The 16525-nt window shown below is 70.0% G+C and carries 15 protein-coding genes; 12 read left to right on the top strand and 3 right to left on the bottom strand.

Annotation, left to right across the window (positions count from 1 at the left end; all coding sequences use genetic code 11):
• Window positions 1-6: 6 nt before the first annotated feature.
• Window positions 7-819, bottom strand: coding sequence for a creatininase family protein (locus VKT83_09815; protein ID HLY22748.1), 813 nt, complete (start codon window positions 817-819; stop codon window positions 7-9).
• A 1-nt stretch (window position 820) separates the two neighbouring features.
• Window positions 821-2098, bottom strand: a complete 1278-nt coding sequence (locus VKT83_09810; GenBank protein HLY22747.1) for an amidohydrolase family protein — start codon at window positions 2096-2098, stop codon at window positions 821-823.
• A gap of 132 nt (window positions 2099-2230) precedes the next feature.
• On the opposite strand from VKT83_09810, the gene VKT83_09805 reads away from it, so the two are divergent.
• The 5 genes from VKT83_09805 (at window position 2231) to VKT83_09785 (ending at window position 7856) form a co-directional block, all read left to right on the top strand.
• Window positions 2231-3175, top strand: coding sequence for an ABC transporter permease (locus VKT83_09805; protein ID HLY22746.1), 945 nt, complete (start codon window positions 2231-2233; stop codon window positions 3173-3175).
• Entirely contained in the window at window positions 3172-4047 is an 876-nt protein-coding gene (locus VKT83_09800) for an ABC transporter permease (GenBank protein HLY22745.1), read from the top strand. Before VKT83_09805 ends, VKT83_09800 begins: the two co-directional genes overlap by 4 nt.
• A 45-nt stretch (window positions 4048-4092) precedes the next feature.
• Complete coding sequence (locus VKT83_09795) at window positions 4093-5715, top strand: peptide ABC transporter substrate-binding protein (GenBank protein HLY22744.1); 1623 nt, start codon at window positions 4093-4095, stop codon at window positions 5713-5715.
• Between the two features lie 16 nt (window positions 5716-5731).
• Window positions 5732-6802 (top strand): 2-dehydropantoate 2-reductase N-terminal domain-containing protein, encoded by a 1071-nt coding sequence (locus tag VKT83_09790; GenBank protein HLY22743.1) that lies wholly within the window; start codon window positions 5732-5734, stop codon window positions 6800-6802.
• An 88-nt stretch (window positions 6803-6890) separates the two neighbouring features.
• Window positions 6891-7856, top strand: a complete 966-nt coding sequence (locus tag VKT83_09785; GenBank protein ID HLY22742.1) for a succinylglutamate desuccinylase/aspartoacylase family protein — start codon at window positions 6891-6893, stop codon at window positions 7854-7856.
• A 23-nt stretch (window positions 7857-7879) separates the two neighbouring features.
• On the opposite strand, the gene VKT83_09780 is transcribed toward VKT83_09785, so the two are convergent.
• A complete protein-coding gene (locus VKT83_09780; GenBank protein ID HLY22741.1) occupies window positions 7880-8584 on the bottom strand; it encodes an RraA family protein in 705 nt (234 codons plus the stop codon).
• 155 nt (window positions 8585-8739) lie between these two features.
• On the opposite strand from VKT83_09780, the gene VKT83_09775 reads away from it, so the two are divergent.
• From VKT83_09775 to VKT83_09745, 7 genes are read left to right on the top strand one after another with little or no spacing between them, the layout of a single operon-like run.
• Window positions 8740-10335, top strand: coding sequence for an ABC transporter substrate-binding protein (locus VKT83_09775; protein HLY22740.1), 1596 nt, complete (start codon window positions 8740-8742; stop codon window positions 10333-10335).
• Between the two features lie 44 nt (window positions 10336-10379).
• Window positions 10380-11303, top strand: coding sequence for an ABC transporter permease (locus VKT83_09770; GenBank protein ID HLY22739.1), 924 nt, complete (start codon window positions 10380-10382; stop codon window positions 11301-11303).
• A 34-nt stretch (window positions 11304-11337) separates the two neighbouring features.
• Complete coding sequence (locus VKT83_09765; protein HLY22738.1) at window positions 11338-12219, top strand: ABC transporter permease; 882 nt, start codon at window positions 11338-11340, stop codon at window positions 12217-12219.
• Window positions 12220-12230: 11 nt separating this feature from the next.
• A complete protein-coding gene (locus VKT83_09760) occupies window positions 12231-13841 on the top strand; it encodes a gamma-glutamyltransferase (GenBank protein HLY22737.1) in 1611 nt (536 codons plus the stop codon).
• Complete coding sequence (locus tag VKT83_09755) at window positions 13838-14986, top strand: CapA family protein (GenBank protein HLY22736.1); 1149 nt, start codon at window positions 13838-13840, stop codon at window positions 14984-14986. The genes VKT83_09760 and VKT83_09755 overlap by 4 nt, the downstream gene beginning before the upstream one ends.
• Window positions 14980-15783, top strand: coding sequence for an aldolase/citrate lyase family protein (locus tag VKT83_09750; protein HLY22735.1), 804 nt, complete (start codon window positions 14980-14982; stop codon window positions 15781-15783). Before VKT83_09755 ends, VKT83_09750 begins: the two co-directional genes overlap by 7 nt.
• A 4-nt stretch (window positions 15784-15787) precedes the next feature.
• Window positions 15788-16468 (top strand): cyclase family protein, encoded by a 681-nt coding sequence (locus VKT83_09745; protein HLY22734.1) that lies wholly within the window; start codon window positions 15788-15790, stop codon window positions 16466-16468.
• Window positions 16469-16525: the final 57 nt, after the last annotated feature.

The raw sequence follows: 16525 nt of genomic DNA, 5'->3' as shown, positions 1-16525 counted from the left end.
TCGAGGTCAGTCTCGTCCCGCGGCCGCCTGGTTCGCCTGACTCAAGCGCAGAAACGCCGGCACGAACTCCCGCGCGTACGTCACCATACGGTCGAGGATCTCGCGGCCGTGCTCCTCGGACGCCACGGTCCAGTCCCCGCTGGCCCCGCTCGGCAGCACGTCCGCGGCCTCGCTGAACAGGCCGATCGAGAATCCCTGAAACGCCGCCGTGCGGTACGACGTGGCCGCGATCGGTCCGTCGTACTTCACGTAGCCCCGCGTTTCGGCGTGTCCGTCCTTTACGACGGCCTCCGGGTGGAGCCCCATCATGACCGAGATCGTCGGCTCCCCGCCATGGCCAAAGACTTTCGCGGCGTCCGGGATGACCCCGCGACCGACGTACTCGGCAAGCCGCCACGGATACAGGATGCCGAGCACGATGCCGTGCCGCCGGCGCATCTCCGCCGCGACCGGCTCGATCGCCGCCTCGTTCGGACCGTGGTTGTTCACGACGATGATGTGGCGGAAGCCGTGGGCCGCGTATCCTCCGATGACGTCCCGGACCAGGGCTTCGAGAGTCTCGAGGCGCAGCGTCACCGTGCCGGGAAATGCGGTGTACGGAGTGTATCCGTACCACAGCGGCGGCGCGACGTAGACGTCCGCGAGGCCTTCCGCCGTCTGCCGGCAGAGATATTCGGCGAGCACGGTGTCGGCGCCGGTGTACCCGGCCGGACCGTGCTGCTCGACGCATCCGATCGGCACCATGAGCACGGCGCGGTCCTTGGGGATCGCGCCGATCTCCTTGTAGCTCATCAGCGCGAGGTTCCACTTGCGGGCCATTCTACGCCCTCCGGAGGACCTTCGCCGGTGCCGGCTCGGGGGATTTGTAGACGGTGCCGTCCTTCATCACGAGCTTGATGCGCGCCGGGTCCGCGACGGCGGCGATGTCCTCCAGCGGGTCGCCGTCGACCAGGATCAGATCCGCCCGTTTGCCCGCCTCGACGGTGCCGAGTTCGCCCGCCATGCCGAGCAGCGAGGCCGCCGCGCCGGTGCTCGCGACGATCGCCTGCATCGGCGTCATCCCCGCCTCGACCATGTAGGGGAGCTCCCGGCCGTTCTGCGCGTGGCCGAGGGCGCCGGCGTCCGTCCCCATCGCGATCTTGACGCCGGCCTCGAGGGCCCGGCGGAAGTTGCGCTGCTGCGTCTTCAAGACGAGCGGCAGCTTGGCCGCGACGTAGGCCGGGAGGGCCCGCGGGTCGGCGTCGAGGCGTTCTTTCATCCGGCGTGTGACGCTGAGCGTCGGGACGAGCCACACGCCCTGGCGCGCCATCCGCTCGATGTCCGCCTCGTCCGCGACCGCGGCGTGCTCGATCGAATCGACGCCCGCCTCGAGGCAGATCTTGAGTCCGTCGCCGCCGTGCGCGTGCACCATCACGCCCTTGCCCGCGGCGTGCGCCTCGTCCACCATCGCGCGGAGCTCGTCGAGGGTGAACTGCCGCGTCGCCGGCCCGCCGCGCGGCGAGCCGACGCCGCCGGTGGTGGCGATCTTGATCCAGTCGGCTCCCAGCCGGATGATTTCGCGGACCTTCTTGCGGCACTCGTCGGGGCCGTCGGCGATCCCGTCGGGCACGCCCGGCAGCCGCGGAAAGTCCGACGTGAGGCCGCACGGCTGGATCAGGTCGCCGTGGCCCCCGGTCTGCGTGATGATCACGAGGCTGATCAGCATCCGCGGACCGGCCAGCAATCCCTCGTCGATCGCCATCTTCAAGCCGAGGTCCGCGCCCGCGGCGTCGCGGAACGTGGTGATGCCGGCGAGCAGCGTCTCGGTGGCCCAACGGGCGACCTGCAGGACGGCCAGACTGGGCGCCAGGTTGAACCGCCGGCGGAAGTCGTGGCCGAAGTGCGCGATGTGGTCGTGGGTGTCGATAAGCCCAGGCATCAGGGTGAAGTCCGGATGGTCGTGCACCACGAGCCCGTCGCCGGCCGGCGGCGCCGCCGCGGCGGGCCGAACGTGCGTGATGCGGCCGCCCTCGACCAGGACGGCGACGTCCCGCTGGACCGGACCGCCGGTGCCGTCGATCAAACGTCCCGCCTTGATCAGCGTCGCCGCCGTCTCCATCGACCGCGCCTCCTCGTGCCGCTGCGTTCCGCCACTTCTTGCCGCACGCGGCGGAATACCTCCCCGGGGCGCGGCAGGAGACCCCGCGCGCAGGCCCGCATTGAGTACCATCCTCATTCACGCCGGTTTGCGATGACGACCTTCGTGCTGCGCCGCGCGCTCGGCGTCGTCCCGCTCTTGGCCGGCGTCTCGATGATCCTCTTTGGACTCCTGCAGGCGATTCCCGGCGGCCCGCTCGCCGTCTACCTCAACAACCCGTTCATCACCGGCCGCGATCTCGCGCTGCTCCGGCACCAGTTCGGGCTCGATCAGCCGGTGTACGTGCAGTACATTCGGTGGTTCGGCGCGTACGCGGCCGGCCACTGGGGGGTCAGCTATTCCTCGGGCCAGCCGGTCGCCGGGCTCATCGCGGGGCGCCTGCCGGCCACGCTGCTGCTGATGGGCACCGCGCTGGTGCTGGCGCTGGCGTTCGCGGTGAGCGCCGGGGCCTACAGCGCGGTGCGGCAGTACTCCGCGTTCGACTACGCCATCACCGTCTTCTCGTTTCTCGGCATCTCGATGCCGGTCTTTTGGTTCGGGCTGATGCTGCAGCTCGTGATCGCCGTTCATTTCGGCTGGCTGCCGGTCGCCGGCTTCGGCAGCGGCGGCGGCTGGGGCGATGTCGCGCGGCACCTGGTGCTCCCGAGCGTGACGCTCGCGCTGTTCACCGCCGGGCGGTGGAGCCGGTTCACGCGCGCCGGCGTCCTCGAGGTGCTGGGCCAGGACTACATCCGCACCGCCCGCGCGAAAGGGCTGCCGGAGCGGCGCGTCGTCTACCGCCACGCGCTGCGAAACGGCCTCATCCCCGTCGTCACGATCGTCGCGCTGGACCTGGCCGCCCTCGTCTCCGGCGCGGTCGTGACGGAGACGGTGTTCGCCTGGCCGGGCATGGGCAATCTCCTGATCCAGTCGATCTCGAGCGTGGACTATCCCACGCTGCTCGCGATTCTGATGCTGAGCTCGTTCGCCATCGTGGTGTCGAACTTCATCGCGGACGTGCTGTACGTCGTCCTCGATCCGAGGATCGTGTACCGGTGAGCGTGCGCGCCGCCGTCCTGCCGTTCCGGCGGTCCGGCCTGTGGCTCGACGCGTGGCGGCGGTTCACGCGCGACCGGCTCGCGCTTGCGGGCGGGATCGTGCTCGCCGTGCTGGCGCTCGCCGCCGCGGCCGCCCCGCTGCTGACCCGGTACGCGCCCAACGAGGTGGACTTGAAGCAGCTCGACGCGGCGCCGTCCGCGTCCCACTGGTTCGGGACCGACGATTTGGGCCGGGACGAGTTCAGCCGCACGCTGTACGCGGGCCGCGTCTCGCTGTCGATCGGGATCGCGGTCGCGATCGTGGCGGCCTCCGCCGGCACCACGGTCGGCGCGCTGGCCGGATACTACGGCCGGCTCGCCGACGCCGCGCTCATGCGCTTCACCGACGTCGCGCTCTCGGTGCCGCCGCTGCCGCTCATCATCGTGCTGTCCGCGGTGGTGAAGCCGTCGCCGCAGATCCTCGTGCTGATCATCGCCGGCGTCGGCTGGATGGGGACGGCGCGTCTCGTGCGGAGCGCGTTTCTGTCGATCCGCGAGACCGAGTACGTCGAGGCGGCCCGGGCGGCGGGCTGCGGCAGCCTGCGCATCATCCTCCGCCACGCGCTGCCGAACAGCCTCGCCCCGGTGATCGTCGCGGCGAGCCTGGCGGTGGGCAACGCGATCATCACCGAATCGGTGCTGTCGTTCCTCGGCGTCGGGATCCAGCCGCCCACGGCCTCGTGGGGCAACATGCTGCAGAACGCGCAGTCCACAATGGCGACCAAGCCGTGGCTCTCGATCTTCCCGGGCGTGCTCATTCTATTGAGCGTGTTGAGCGTCAACGGCCTGGGCGACGGCCTGCGGGATGCGATGGACGTGCGGGCGAAGCAGTAGGCGGCGGACGCCTTCCGCCGTCACAGCGCGAAAGGAGACCACCACATGAACCGACATGTTCTTCGGCCTCTGCTCCGATTCGCGGTGCTGTGCTTCGCCGCGCCGGCCCTGGCGCTCGTTGCGCGGCCCGTGGCGCCGCCGGCGGCCGGCGCCGGGATCTCGCAAATGGTGGTCGCCTACTACATCGAGCCCGACACGCTCAACCCCTACGCGACCCACGTGCTCTCGGCGAAGGAGCTGGACGTCGTCGAAGGCTTCGAGGCCACCGACGACCAGATGCAGTACCTCCCGCATCTGGTCCGCGAGGTGCCGAACCTGACGAACGGCGGGGTCAAGCTCACCGCCGACGCCATGACCGTCACGTGGCGGCTCAAGCCCGGCCTGAAGTGGAGCGACGGCCAACCGGTGACCTCGGCCGACGCCGCGTTCACGTACAAGACGATGATCGATCCCTCGTTTCGGGTCGACAGCCGGGCGGGGTGGGGGCTGATCGCCGCGGTGGACACACCGGATCCGCTCACCGTGGTCGCGCGGTTCAAGGAGCCGTACGGCGCCTATCGCGACCTGTTCCGCTACCTGCTGCCCAAGCACGTGCTCGACGGACACGACATCAACACCTACGCTGCCTACAACCGGTCGCCGGTCACGACCGCGCCGTACGTCGTGCAGGAGTGGGTGCCCGGTCAGTACCTGACGACCGTGGCGAATCCCAACTACCGCGACGCGGCCAAGGGGCTGCCGCACATCAAGAAGATCGTCTGGCGGTTCGTGTCGGACTCGAACACGCGGATCAACATGCTGCGCACCCGCGAGGCGCAGATCGCCTGGGCGCTGCCGTTCGACCAGATCAAGCCGCTGCAGTCGGCGTCCGGGATCAAAGTCGTCGTGCATCCGCTGAACGCCTGGATGCACTTCGACTTCAACCTTCACCGGACGCTGTTCCAGGACGTCCGGCTCCGGCAGGCGGTCGCGTACGCGGTCAACAAGCAGGACATCGTGGCCGGCGTGCTCGGAGGGCTCGGCCGGCCGGCCGGGCCGCCCGTCACGCCGCTGTCGTGGGCGTATAACCCGAACGCCTACAAGCAGTACCGGTACGACGCGGCCAAAGCCAAGCAGCTGATCGCGGAAGCGGGGTGGGCGCCCGGCACCGACGGCATCGTGCGCAAGGACGGCAAACCGCTCGCGTTCACGAACTGCAACAGTGTCGGCGACGCGACGCAGGACCGGGTGCAGCAGGTGATCCAGGCGGAGTTGCGCGCCGTGGGGCTGGGGATGCAGATTCACAACTACTCGCCGACCGTGTACGGGCAGATCCGGTTCCAGGGCGAGTGCGACACGCTGTTCCACCGCTGGATCGTGCCGGCCTATCCCTCGCTCTCGCAGTTCTACGCGTCGGACGCGATGCCGCCGAACGGTTTGAACGAGGACTTCTACGCCAGCGAGGAGTTCACGGACACGATCCGCCGGGCGGAGCGGACGATCGACCAGCCCGCGGCGAAGAAGCTGTTCTGGCAGGCCCAGGAGATCCTCGGCCGGGATCTCCCGTCGATTCCCATCTACTACCTGTACGGGGCGCAGGCCACGACGACCCAGATGCGCGGGCTCGTCGGCAACCCGACGAACGACGGCGACGGCTGGAACATGGAGCAGTGGGTGCTCGAGCCTTAAGGAGGTCATGGAGGTCATGGCCAAGATCACGATCGTAGGGTGCGGCGCCATCGGCGGGTTGGCGGGGTTCTACATGGCCCGCGCCGGGGAGCCGGTGCTGTTCGTCGATCAAAACGCGGACCACGTCCGCGCGATCCGGGAGCGCGGCATCAGCGTCAACGGCTTCTACGGGCCGATGGCCGTGGGACCGCAGCGCGCCGCGACGCCGGCCGAGCTCGACGAGCCGCTCGACGGGCTGGTGTTTCTCGCGTGCAAGTCGCAGGCGACTCGGGACGCCGTGCGCGGGATCGTGGAGCGTCTCGCGCCGGGCGGGTGCGTCGTGTCGCTGCAGAACGGCATGAACGAAGATCTGATCGCCGAGGCCGTCGGGCGCGAGCGCACCATGGGTGCCCTGCCGGACTACGGCGGCGCGTACCTCGACCCCGGATTGCTCGAAGCGGTCCACGCCGGCGTGGTGTACGTGGGCGAGCTCGACGGGCGCATCACGCCGAGGGTGCGCGAGGCGGCGCGTCTCCTCGGCATCGGTCCCAACAAGTGCGAGCTGCTGACCGACATCGTGGGGCGCGTGTGGACCAAGCAGGTCTACAATTCGCAGATCGTCCCGACCGCGCTCATCGACGAGAAGGCGGTGCTGGCCGACCGCCGCGTGCAGCGGCTCGCGGGCGCGGCCGTGCGCGAGGCGATGAAGGTCTCGGACGCCGCGGGCATCCGGCTGCACGAAGACGAGTGGTTCCATCCGGAGCTCTACCGTCCGACGACGCCCGAGGGAACCGCGCGGCTGTTCGCGGCCTACGACCGGCTCGTCCAGCACCTCTCCGGCCACAAATTGACGACCCCGCCCGGCGGCTACCAGTACGTAAAAAAGGCGAGCGGCATTCACTGGGACATCGCCTACCGCAGGCGCAAGAGCGAGGCGGACCACCTCCTGGTGACGTGCGTCGCGGACCGCTACGGGGTGGAGGTCCCGCTCAACCGCAAAGTCATCCAGATGATCAACGAGCTGGAGGCGGGCACGCGGAAGATGGGCTGGCACAACATCGACGAAGGGAATGCGTACGCCCAGGAGATAGGTGTCGCGCTTCCATGAGCCGCGGGGGCGGCGCCCAGGCCGTCCCCGCACCGTTTAGCCGGGCACTGCAAGAGGTCGGCAGGCCTCCCGGGTTCGGCCGCGGCTGATGACGACGCGCCTGGCCGAGTGGATCGACGTCGCGAGTTTGCCGCCGGCGTCCCGTCATTCGTTCGACCTGGCGGTGGCGCCGCTGGCCGGCGGGTCGTGGCTCACGGTCCCGGTGGAGGTCATCGTCGGATCGCGCCCGACCCCTCGTCTCGTGGCCATCGCCGGCGTGCACGGCGACGAGCCCGACGGCATGCTGGCGCTGCTGGACTTTGCCCGGCAGACCGACCCGGCCGCGCTCCGCGGTTCGGTCGTGCTGGTGCCCGTCGCCAACCCGCCCGCGTTTGCGGCCCACCAACGGCGCAGCCCGCTGGACGATCTCGACCTCAATCGAACCTTTCCGGGTAGATCCGATGGGACGCCGTCGGAACGGCTGGCCTACCGTCTTGTCAGCGACATCCTGGCCGGTGCGGATCTCGTCTTCACGTTGCACAGCTGGTACGCGACCGGGATGGTCGTGCCGCACGTGGAGGTGCCGGGCGGCGACGACGCCGTGTCCGGGCGGAGTTGGGAGGCGGCGGGGGCGGCCGGTTTCACGCGCATTCGCAGAGGAGACTGGCCGGCGGGCGTTCTCGGCCTGGCGGCCGCTGCGCGCGGCATTCCGGTGCTCGAGGCGGAGATCGGCGGCCAGGGAATGTCCACTCCGGAGAACCGCAGCGCTTACGTCGAGCACCTCACCCGTCTCCTGCGGCACCTCGGCATCATGGACGGCGAAGCGACGCCCAGCCCGAATATCGAGGCGCTCGGCCGGGGACTCGTCCACGCCCCGGTGGGCGGGATGCTGCGGCTCAACGTCCGGTTGGGTGACTACGTGGAAGCGGGAAGCGTTCTGGCGTCGATCACGAACCTTCACGGCGAGCAGGTGGCGGAGATGCGCGCTCCCTACGCAGGGTTGGTTGCCGCGGTCCGCAGATTTGTCTCTGTGAATCCCGGCGACATCGTCTTCGCGCTGTATCCGCGCCGGTAGCGGCGAGCGCCGGTGCGGCTCGGTTAGCCCGGTGCCTCACCGTCAATGGCGAAGCCCTGTTTCCGCAGCGAGTCGACGATGCCGTCGATGGCGGTGACCTCGCCGCGCTCGAGCACCGGCTGGACGCGGGCGTGGCGCTCCTTCAAGCCTTCGGCCTGCCGCAGCACCCAGTCCGCCGCGGCCGGCGGGATGACGACGATGCCGTTGGTGTCCGCGACGACGATGTCTCCGGGATGGACCACCACGCCGCCGCACGCGACCGGTACATTCACTTCTCCCGGCCCGTCGAGCGGGGGCGTTGCCGTCGCCTGATGTCGCGCGAACACGGGGAAATCGACGGCCTCGGCCTCTTCCGGATCGCGCGCCGCGCCGTCGATCACGACGCCGGCGATCCCGCGGCGCTGCATCCCTTTGCTGACGTTGCCGCCCCACACGGCGAAGGCGTCGATCCCCCACGCGTTGACCACCATGACGTCGCCGGGTTGCGTCTGCTGCATGCCGAACTTGATGACGTTGAAGGCCCCGCGGGGCACGGCCACGGTCACGGCCGGTCCGGCGATTCGGCGCGTGACCGGGTAGATGGGGTGGATGCCCGGATGGACCGTATAGGATCCATTCATGACGTCGGAGAGGTCCGGCGGGGCGAACCGCGCGAGCCGGCCGATCAGTTCCGGCGACGGACGACGGATCGTCTGAAATCCTCGAAAACCAAGCTGTTCTACCGCCATGTGAGCCTCCGGCGCGGCGCGAATATCAGGACTGTGAGATTTGAGATACAATCTGACCCGATGGGAGTCCTGGAAAACCTCGCACCACGGCTACGCCAACGAGGAACGGTAGGTAGGACGGTCGGCACGATCAGACAGGGGGACACAAGGGGGAGATGATGCGGCGACTTTTGCTTCTGCTCGTCCTGGTGGCGGTCTTGGGTCTTCCTCAGCTCGGCTTCACAGCGGCGGCGCCGCAGCGGGGCGGCTCGCTCGTCTACTCGCTCGACGGAAGTCCGGACCGGCTCGATCCGAATCTGTCCGGGCTGCGGCCGGCTCAGATCGTGTTCTTCCAGATCTTCGATCCGCTCGTCGTGCGCGATCCGAAGGACAATACCATCAAGCCGTGGCTGGCGGCGTCGTGGACGGTCTCACCGGACGGCAAGACCTACACCTTCCGGCTGCGCCCGGGCGTCCGGTTCCACGACGGTACGCCGTTCGACGCGGCCGCGGTCAAGTTCAACTTCGACCGTACGCACAATCCGGCGCTCGGCGCCCGCTGCGGCGGCTGCGCCGTCGGCTTCTACGAGTCGGCCGACGTCGTGAACCCGACGACGGTGCGGATCCACCTGAAGTCGCCGTGGGCGCCGTTTCTCGACGCGGCGAGCCTCTTCTACCGGATGGTCTCGCCGGCCGGGGTCCGCAAGGTCGGCGATCAGGACTTCGGCCGCAATCCGGTCGGGACCGGACCGTTCCGGTTCGTCGAGTGGGCGCCCAACGATCACGTGACGCTGGAGCGCAACCCCGGCTACAATTGGGCGCCGTCGTTGTTCACGCATCAAGGGCCCGCCTACCTCGACCGCGTGACCTTCCGCATCATCCCGGAGCCCTCGACCCGCGTGGGCGCGCTGCAGAGCGGCGAGCTGCAGGTGACCACCGCGGTGTCGCCGCAGGACTTCCAGCGGCTGGCGCACGATTCGCGGTTCCGCCCGATCGTCGGCCTCGCGCCCGGATCGCCGTACAATTGGGCGATCAACGTGACAAAGGCGCCGACGGACGACCTCGCGGTCCGGCAGGCGATGGAGTGGGGCATCAACCGCGACCTCATCGCGCGGGTAGTCTACGGGTCGTTCCAGTCGTACGGCGCGTACCGCCCCGCCTACACGCTGCTGAGCCCGGTGACATGGGGGTACGACAAGGGCTCCGAGATCTATCATTACGATCCCGCGAAGGCCAAAGAGCTGCTCGACGCGGCGGGCTGGAAGGCCGGTCCGGACGGTGTCCGGACCAAGGCCGGCCAGCGGCTCGTGATCGTGTTCAACGCCTGGGAACACGGCATCCCGGAGCTCGTGCAGTCCGAGCTCCGGAGCATCGGGATGGACGTCAAGATCGGCATCTACGACGCGCTGACGGTGAACGAGAATCAGCGCAAGGGCCAGTCCAATCTCTCGCCGCTGCCGGGCGCGCGCACGGATCCCGACGTGCTGTCCGCGTTCCTGCACTCGCGCAACGTCGGGGGCGGCGGCTTCAACTTCTCGTTCACCAAGGACCCGGCGCTGGACCGGCTGTTCGACGAGGGCGCGACCGAGGTCAACATCGCGAAGCGCAAGCTGATCTACGCGGAAGCCGCGCGCTACGCGATGGACAAGGCCTATATGCTGCCCATCACCACGCGGGACAACGTGTCGCTCGAATCCGCCAAGGTCCAGGGCCTGCGCTTCGACGCGACCGGGTTCTTCCCGTTTCTCTACGACACGTCGCTCGCGCCGTGAGCCCGGCGCCCGCGGCCCGCGCGCGGCCCGCCTAGCCGGCCCGCATGGGGTCGTTCATCGGCTACCGCCTGCTGCACAGCGCGATCGTCGTCGCCGGCGTGCTCGTGCTGGTGTCGCTGATGATCCATCTCGTGCCCGGCGACCCGGCGCAGCTCATGGTGGGGGACGCGCCGGTGTCGGCGGCCCAGCTGCAGATGATCCGGCACAGTCTCGGTCTCGACCGGCCGCTCTACCGGCAGCTCGCGGACGACGCGCGGCGGTTCGCCGTGGGCAACCTGGGCCGCTCCCTGCGCTCGGGCCGGCCGATTCTGGATGACCTCCGCGCCGCGCTTCCGTCGACCCTGTCGCTCGCGCTCGCGGCCATGGCCTTTGGCTTGCTCGTCGGCGTGCCCGCAGGCGTGCTGGCCTCCGTCCGCCGGGGCGGGTGGATCGACACGGCCGTCACCGCGTTCGCCGTCGTCGGCATCTCGCTGCCGTCGTTCTGGACGGGCATCCTGTTGATCGTGGTGTTCGCGGTCCAGCTCGGCTGGTTCCCGACGAGCGGGCAGGCCGGGTGGCGGGCGCTGGTCCTTCCCGCGCTGACGCTCGGATGGTATCCGGCGGGGGCGCTCGCGCGGCTGCTCCGCAGCTCGATGCTCGAAGTGCTGCGGAAGGATTACGTCGGCGTGGCGCGTGCGAAGGGCCTGAGGGAGCGGGTCGTCGTCGTCCGCCACGCCCTCCGCAACGCGCTGCTGCCGACCGTCACGCTGGGATCGGTGCAGTTCGGGACGCTCCTCAGCGGCGCGATCGTCACCGAGACCGTGTTCGCGCGCGACGGCATCGGGCGCCTCGTGGTCGACGGGATTCTGCAGCGGGATTTTCCGGTCGTGCAGGGGGTGGTGCTGCTGATCGCGGTGATCTACACGCTCGTGAATCTCGTCACAGACATCATGTACGCGTGGCTCGATCCGCGCATCCGGTATTCGTGACGGCCGGGGCGACGCCGCGCGGGTGGTTCCCGACATGGCCGTAGCCGCCCCGGCCGCGCGGCGGCCGCGCTCCCGCGGCGCCCTGCGGTGGGGCCAGTTTGTGCGGCGTTCCAACGGCGCGAGCCGCGCGGCGTTTCTGTTCCTCGGCTTGATCGCGGCGGTGGCGATCGCCCCCGAACTCGTGGCTCGATATGACCCCGTCCAGATGGGTCCCGAGGCGGTGCTCGCGCCTCCCTCGCCGGTGCATCCGCTCGGGACCGACGAGTTCGGGCGCGACATCGCGAGCCGCGTCGTGTACGGCGCCCGCACGTCGCTCGGCTACGCGGTCCTCGCGACGGTGATCAGCACCGCGGCCGGAACGCTGATCGGCGTGACGGCGGCCTACTATGCGGGCGCGTACGACAACGTCGTCATGCGCGCCGTCGATGTGTTGATGGCGTTCCCGGGCATTCTGCTCGCGCTGATCGTGGTGACGCTGCTCGGCCCCGGATTGACCCACGCGATGGTGGCGGTCGGCATCGGCCAGACCCCCGGGGTCGGGCGCGTCGTCCGGAGCGCCACGCTCGGCGCGAAGAGCAACCTGTATATCGAAGCGTCGCGGGCCGTGGGCGGATCCGGCGCCTGGATCATGTGGCGGCACCTGCTCCCCAATATCCGGCACGTCGTGCTCGTGCTGGCGACGCTGGGATACGGCGCCGCGATCCTGGTGGGCGCGTCGTTGAGCTTTCTCGGGCTGGGCGCGCAGCCGCCGACGCCCGAATGGGGCAGCATGCTCGAGACCGCCCGGGGATACCTGCAGAGCGACTGGTGGGTCGGCGTGCTGCCGGGCATCGTCCTCGGCGCGACGCTGCTGAGCGTGAACGTCGTCGGCGATCAACTGCGGGACATACTCGATCCGAGCCTCAGGCTCGACTAGGAGCGGACCCGATGCGAGCAGGAGCGATCGCCTGTCCGGAACCGCCGGCCGCGGAGACCGGTGAGGGGATCTTCGCTCAGGGCGGAACCGCCCTCGAGGCGGCCGTCGCCGCAGCCGCGGTGCAGGGCGTGACCAATCCGCTTGGCTGCGGCCTCGGCGGCATGGCGCACATCATGGTCGCGCGTCGTGGCTGGCCCGCGCCGCGATTTCTCAACGCCTCCGTCGCGGTGGGCTCGCGGGCTGAGCCGGGCGTCTTTGAAGAGGCGTTCATGGGGCGCAGCGAGCGCGCGGGCCGCTATCTGATCGCGGACGACCGCAACCAGCTGGGCTACGAGTCGATCATGACGCCCGGGTTCGTGCGCGGGATGGACGCGCTGCTGGGCCTGGGGGACGGCCGCCTGCGGTGGCCGGCGCTGCTCGAGCCGGCCGCCGGCATCGCCGCGGACGGATTTCCGGTCTATCCGTATCTCGAGACCTATTACACGTTCGAGGGCGGCGACCGGCCCGGCTACCCGGACGTCTTCAGGAAGCTCGGCCCGGACGCCGCGGCCCGGGACCGGTATCTGCCAGGCGGACGCCCGATGCGTACCGGTGAGACGATGCGGCAGCCGGAGTACGGCCGGACGCTCGCGCGCGTCGCCGGCGGCGGACCGGACGAATTCTATCGCGGCGCCGTCGGCCGCGAGATGGCCGCCGATTTCGCCGCGCGGGGCGGATTCGTGACGGCCGACGATCTCGAGACGTACCAGGTGCAGGTTGTCGAGCCGGTGCAGGGCACCTTCCGTGGTCTCACCCTGTACTCCGCTCCGCCGCCCGCCCACGGGGCGGTGCTGGTGACGATGCTGAACCTGGCGGAGGAGATGGATCTCGGCCGGCTCGAGTGGAACAGCCCCGACTACGTGGAGGCGGTGGCTTGGGCGACCCGCGCGGCCTTCGCCGACTGCATGCCGTACCTGTCGGACCCAGCCTTCGTCAGCGTCCCGGTGGGGTGGCTCGTGTCGAAGGAGCGCCTTCGCGGCATCCGGCGCGACTTCGCGCTGGAGACGGGGCACGCCGGCGGGATCCCGGCCGACGGCCATACGACGCACGTGTCGGCGCTCGACACCGACGGCGACGTGGTCAGCATCACGCATTCGATCGGCTCGATCGCGGGCGCCGGTGTTGCGACGCCGGGACTCGGGTTCCTCCACAACAATTTCCTGGGGCACTTCAATCCGCTGCGCGGCTATCATAATTCGATCGCGCCCCGGAAGCGCATGGGCGGCGGCTGTCCGACCATCGTCTACCGGGACGGCGCGCCGTGGATCGCGATCGGGTCCTCCGGCGGAAGCCGGCTGATCAGCGCGGTGTTTCAGACGCTGCTCAACATGGTGCTCTTCCGGATGCCGCTCGCCGCGGCCCTCGCGGCGCCGCGGATCCACAGCGAAGCCGGACGGAAGATCTACGTGGAGCCGGCCCTTGCGGAAACGGTCGCCGAGCCGCTTCGCCGCCGGGGATACGAGATCGAAGCGACGATCTATATGGGCTGCAATCAGGCGGTCGAGTTCACGCCGAACGGTCCGGCCGCCGCGTCGGATCCGCGCGGCGGCGCCGGCATCGGCCGGTGGCCGCGCGAGGAGTGACACACCGCGTGCCGGACGGCGACCACGTTTCGCTCTGCTTCACCGGCGACCTGATGTTGGAGCACCCGCTGCTGCGCAGCGGCGCCGATGCGACGGGGCCCGCGACCCTCGAAGCCTACGCGCTGCTCCAGCAGGCGGATCTCGGCGTGATCAATCTCGAGGTCGCGCTGACCGATCGCGGCACCCCGGCCAGCAAGCTGGTTACGATGCGCGCCGATCCGAATCTCGCGAGCGAGCTGTCGCGAATCGGCTGCCGCGTCGCCACCGTGGCCAACAACCACGCGCTCGACTACGGCGCGGACGGTCTGTTGCGGACGCTCGACGTCCTGGCGGAGGCGGGGATCGCCGCGGCGGGCGGCGGCCGGGACCTCGACGCGGCGATGGCTCCGGCGATGGCGCGCGCGGGCGGCAGGCGCGTGGCGGTCCTGTCCTTCGCTACGACGCTGCCGCACGGATTCGCGGCCCGTCCCGGCGCCCCCGGGATCGCGCCGATCAGGATCAGGACGAGCTACCTGTACGACAGCGAGACGCTGGACGAGGTGCCGGGGATGTCGCCGTACGTGCAGACGGAAGCCAATCCCGACGACGTCGAGCGCGCCTGCGGGGCCATCCGGTCGGCGCGCGAAGACGCCGATCTCGTCGTCGTGGCGATGCACTGGGGAATCCCGAACGGCTGGATCGCCGCCCACCAAGGCCCGCTGGCGGCCTACCAGCGCCCGCTCGGCCGCGCGCTCATCGATGCGGGCGCCGACGCGATCGTCGGTCACAACGCCCACATGCTGCACGGCATGGAGCTCTACCGCGGCCGTCCGATCCTGTACTCGATCGGCGACTTCGTGTTCCACACGCACGCCGAGGGCCGCACGATCGTCCTTCGCCGGACGTTTCCGCCGTACAACACCGCGCCGCTCCACGCCCCGGTGACGAAGCTCACGTGCGCCGTCCGGCTGCTTGCCGGCGCCGCGGGCATCGCGCGGGTCGAGGTCGTGCCGGTCGTGCTGAACGCGTTGGGGGAGCCGGAAGTGGTCCGCGGCGATCGCGCAGAGGCCGTCCTCAATTTCCTCGACGAGCAGAGCGCGCCGCTCGGCGCGCGGCTCCGGCGCGACGGCGGGCGAGGAGTGCTGGTGGAGGCGGAGGCATGCTGAAGCCGAACCGCGTTCGCGCCGCGTTCCGGGAAGGACGGCCGTCGTTCGGCGTCTACGCGCGCATCCCGTCGACGGCCACGATCGAGCTGCTGGCGCACGCGGGGCTCGACTTCGTTCGGATCGATCTCCTGGAAAACCACATCGGTCCGGAGATGCTCCGTGCCATGATTCAGACCGCCCACGCCGAGGGCATCACCCCGTTTGTCCGCGTGCCGGCGGTGGACCCGCAGGCGATCCGGATGGTGCTGGATCTCGGCGCCTCGGGCGTGATCGTGCCCGAAGTGGAGAGCGCCGCCGACGTCGCAGCCGCGGTGCGCGCGGCCAAGCTGCCGCCGCACGGCGCGCGGCGGGTCGGGCTCACCGGCCTCGACGGACATGGACGCGTCGCACCGGACGAATACGCGGCGTGGGCGTCCGAGCACGTGCTGCTCGGAGTCCAGATGGAAACTCCCGGCGCCCTTCGGGACATGGACGCGATTCTCGCGATGCCGGGGCTCGACATGGTGCTGGGCGGCCGCGGCACGCTGGCCTCCCATCTCGGCGTACCCGGACAGCGCGACCACCCGAAGGTGCTGGAGGCCGAGGCACGGCTGATGGAGCGCGCCCGGCAGGCCGGCAAGATCATCTCCGTGACGTATCTTCCGGTGCGCGATCCCGCCCAGGTCGAGCCGGTGCGCGACTGGGTCGCGCGCGGCATCCACAGCGTGGCGCTGGGCCTCGACGCCGACTTCGTTCACGTGTACCGGCGGCTGCTCGCCGCGGTGGCGCCGGCGGCCTCGGGCGAGCGGCAGAGCTGAGCGGATGGCGACGCGCTGCGTGAACCTCGCTCAGCCCTGGTACTCCGGGATGCCGCACGGCAAACACCACGATGTGCCCGTGTTCGAGCCGAAGCCGCACACGATCACATTTCCCGGCGGATCCGCTCACGTGTCGATCACGGAGATCCGGACCGCGGCGCACGTCGGCACGCACATCGACGCGGCGCGCCACTTCTTCCCCGACGGGCCGGCGATCGACGCCTATCCGACCGGGCGCTTCGTGGGGCCGGGGGTGGTCCTCGACGCGACGCGCGAGGGGCCCGTGCCGCTGACCGCGCCGGAGCTGCGCGAGATGCGCCCGGAGATCCGGCGGGGCGACATCGTGTTCGTCTATTTCGGGTACGCGGAGCGCTTCGGGCGGGACGACTACCGCACGCACCCGTATCTGTCGGTCGACGCGGCCGAGTTTCTCATCGAGCGCGGCGTGAGCATCGTGGGCACGGACACGATCACGCCCGATCTGCCGGTCGTCACCCGGCCGCCGGGGTTCGACCATCCGATCCACCGGCGCCTGCTCGGGCACGACGTGCTGATCGTGGAAAACCTCGGTCCGGGCCTCAAGGAAGTGCTGGGACGGCGGCTGACGCTCGCCGTGCTGCCGCTGCGCATCGTCGGCGGCGACGGCTCCCCGGTCGCCGCGTGCGCGTTGCTTGACGAGGGGTAGCCGGCAATCAGGTAGTCTGCTCGACCACGTAGACCACCTCGCCTCCGTTGCCGGGAT

The organism is bacterium (assembly GCA_035308905.1).
Lineage (GTDB): Bacteria > Sysuimicrobiota > Sysuimicrobiia > Sysuimicrobiales > Segetimicrobiaceae > DASSJF01.
Note: the sequence above shows the minus strand (reverse complement) of the source record. Positions and strands in the feature narration are given on the sequence as shown.

Bases quoted from the DNA above. Each gene is read 5' to 3' on its own strand.
- VKT83_09815 (HLY22748.1), bottom strand. From the start codon at position 819: ATGGCCCGCAAGTGGAACCTCGCGCTGATGAGCTACAAGGAGATCGGC.
- VKT83_09810 (HLY22747.1), bottom strand. From the start codon at position 2,098: ATGGAGACGGCGGCGACGCTGATCAAGGCGGGACGTTTGATCGACGGC.
- VKT83_09805 (HLY22746.1), top strand. From the start codon at position 2,231: ATGACGACCTTCGTGCTGCGCCGCGCGCTCGGCGTCGTCCCGCTCTTG.
- VKT83_09795 (HLY22744.1), top strand. From the start codon at position 4,093: ATGAACCGACATGTTCTTCGGCCTCTGCTCCGATTCGCGGTGCTGTGC.
- VKT83_09790 (HLY22743.1), top strand. From the start codon at position 5,732: ATGGCCAAGATCACGATCGTAGGGTGCGGCGCCATCGGCGGGTTGGCG.
- VKT83_09785 (HLY22742.1), top strand. From the start codon at position 6,891: ATGACGACGCGCCTGGCCGAGTGGATCGACGTCGCGAGTTTGCCGCCG.
- VKT83_09780 (HLY22741.1), bottom strand. From the start codon at position 8,584: ATGGCGGTAGAACAGCTTGGTTTTCGAGGATTTCAGACGATCCGTCGT.
- VKT83_09775 (HLY22740.1), top strand. From the start codon at position 8,740: ATGATGCGGCGACTTTTGCTTCTGCTCGTCCTGGTGGCGGTCTTGGGT.
- VKT83_09770 (HLY22739.1), top strand. From the start codon at position 10,380: ATGGGGTCGTTCATCGGCTACCGCCTGCTGCACAGCGCGATCGTCGTC.
- VKT83_09765 (HLY22738.1), top strand. From the start codon at position 11,338: ATGGCCGTAGCCGCCCCGGCCGCGCGGCGGCCGCGCTCCCGCGGCGCC.
- VKT83_09760 (HLY22737.1), top strand. From the start codon at position 12,231: ATGCGAGCAGGAGCGATCGCCTGTCCGGAACCGCCGGCCGCGGAGACC.
- VKT83_09750 (HLY22735.1), top strand. From the start codon at position 14,980: ATGCTGAAGCCGAACCGCGTTCGCGCCGCGTTCCGGGAAGGACGGCCG.
- VKT83_09745 (HLY22734.1), top strand. From the start codon at position 15,788: ATGGCGACGCGCTGCGTGAACCTCGCTCAGCCCTGGTACTCCGGGATG.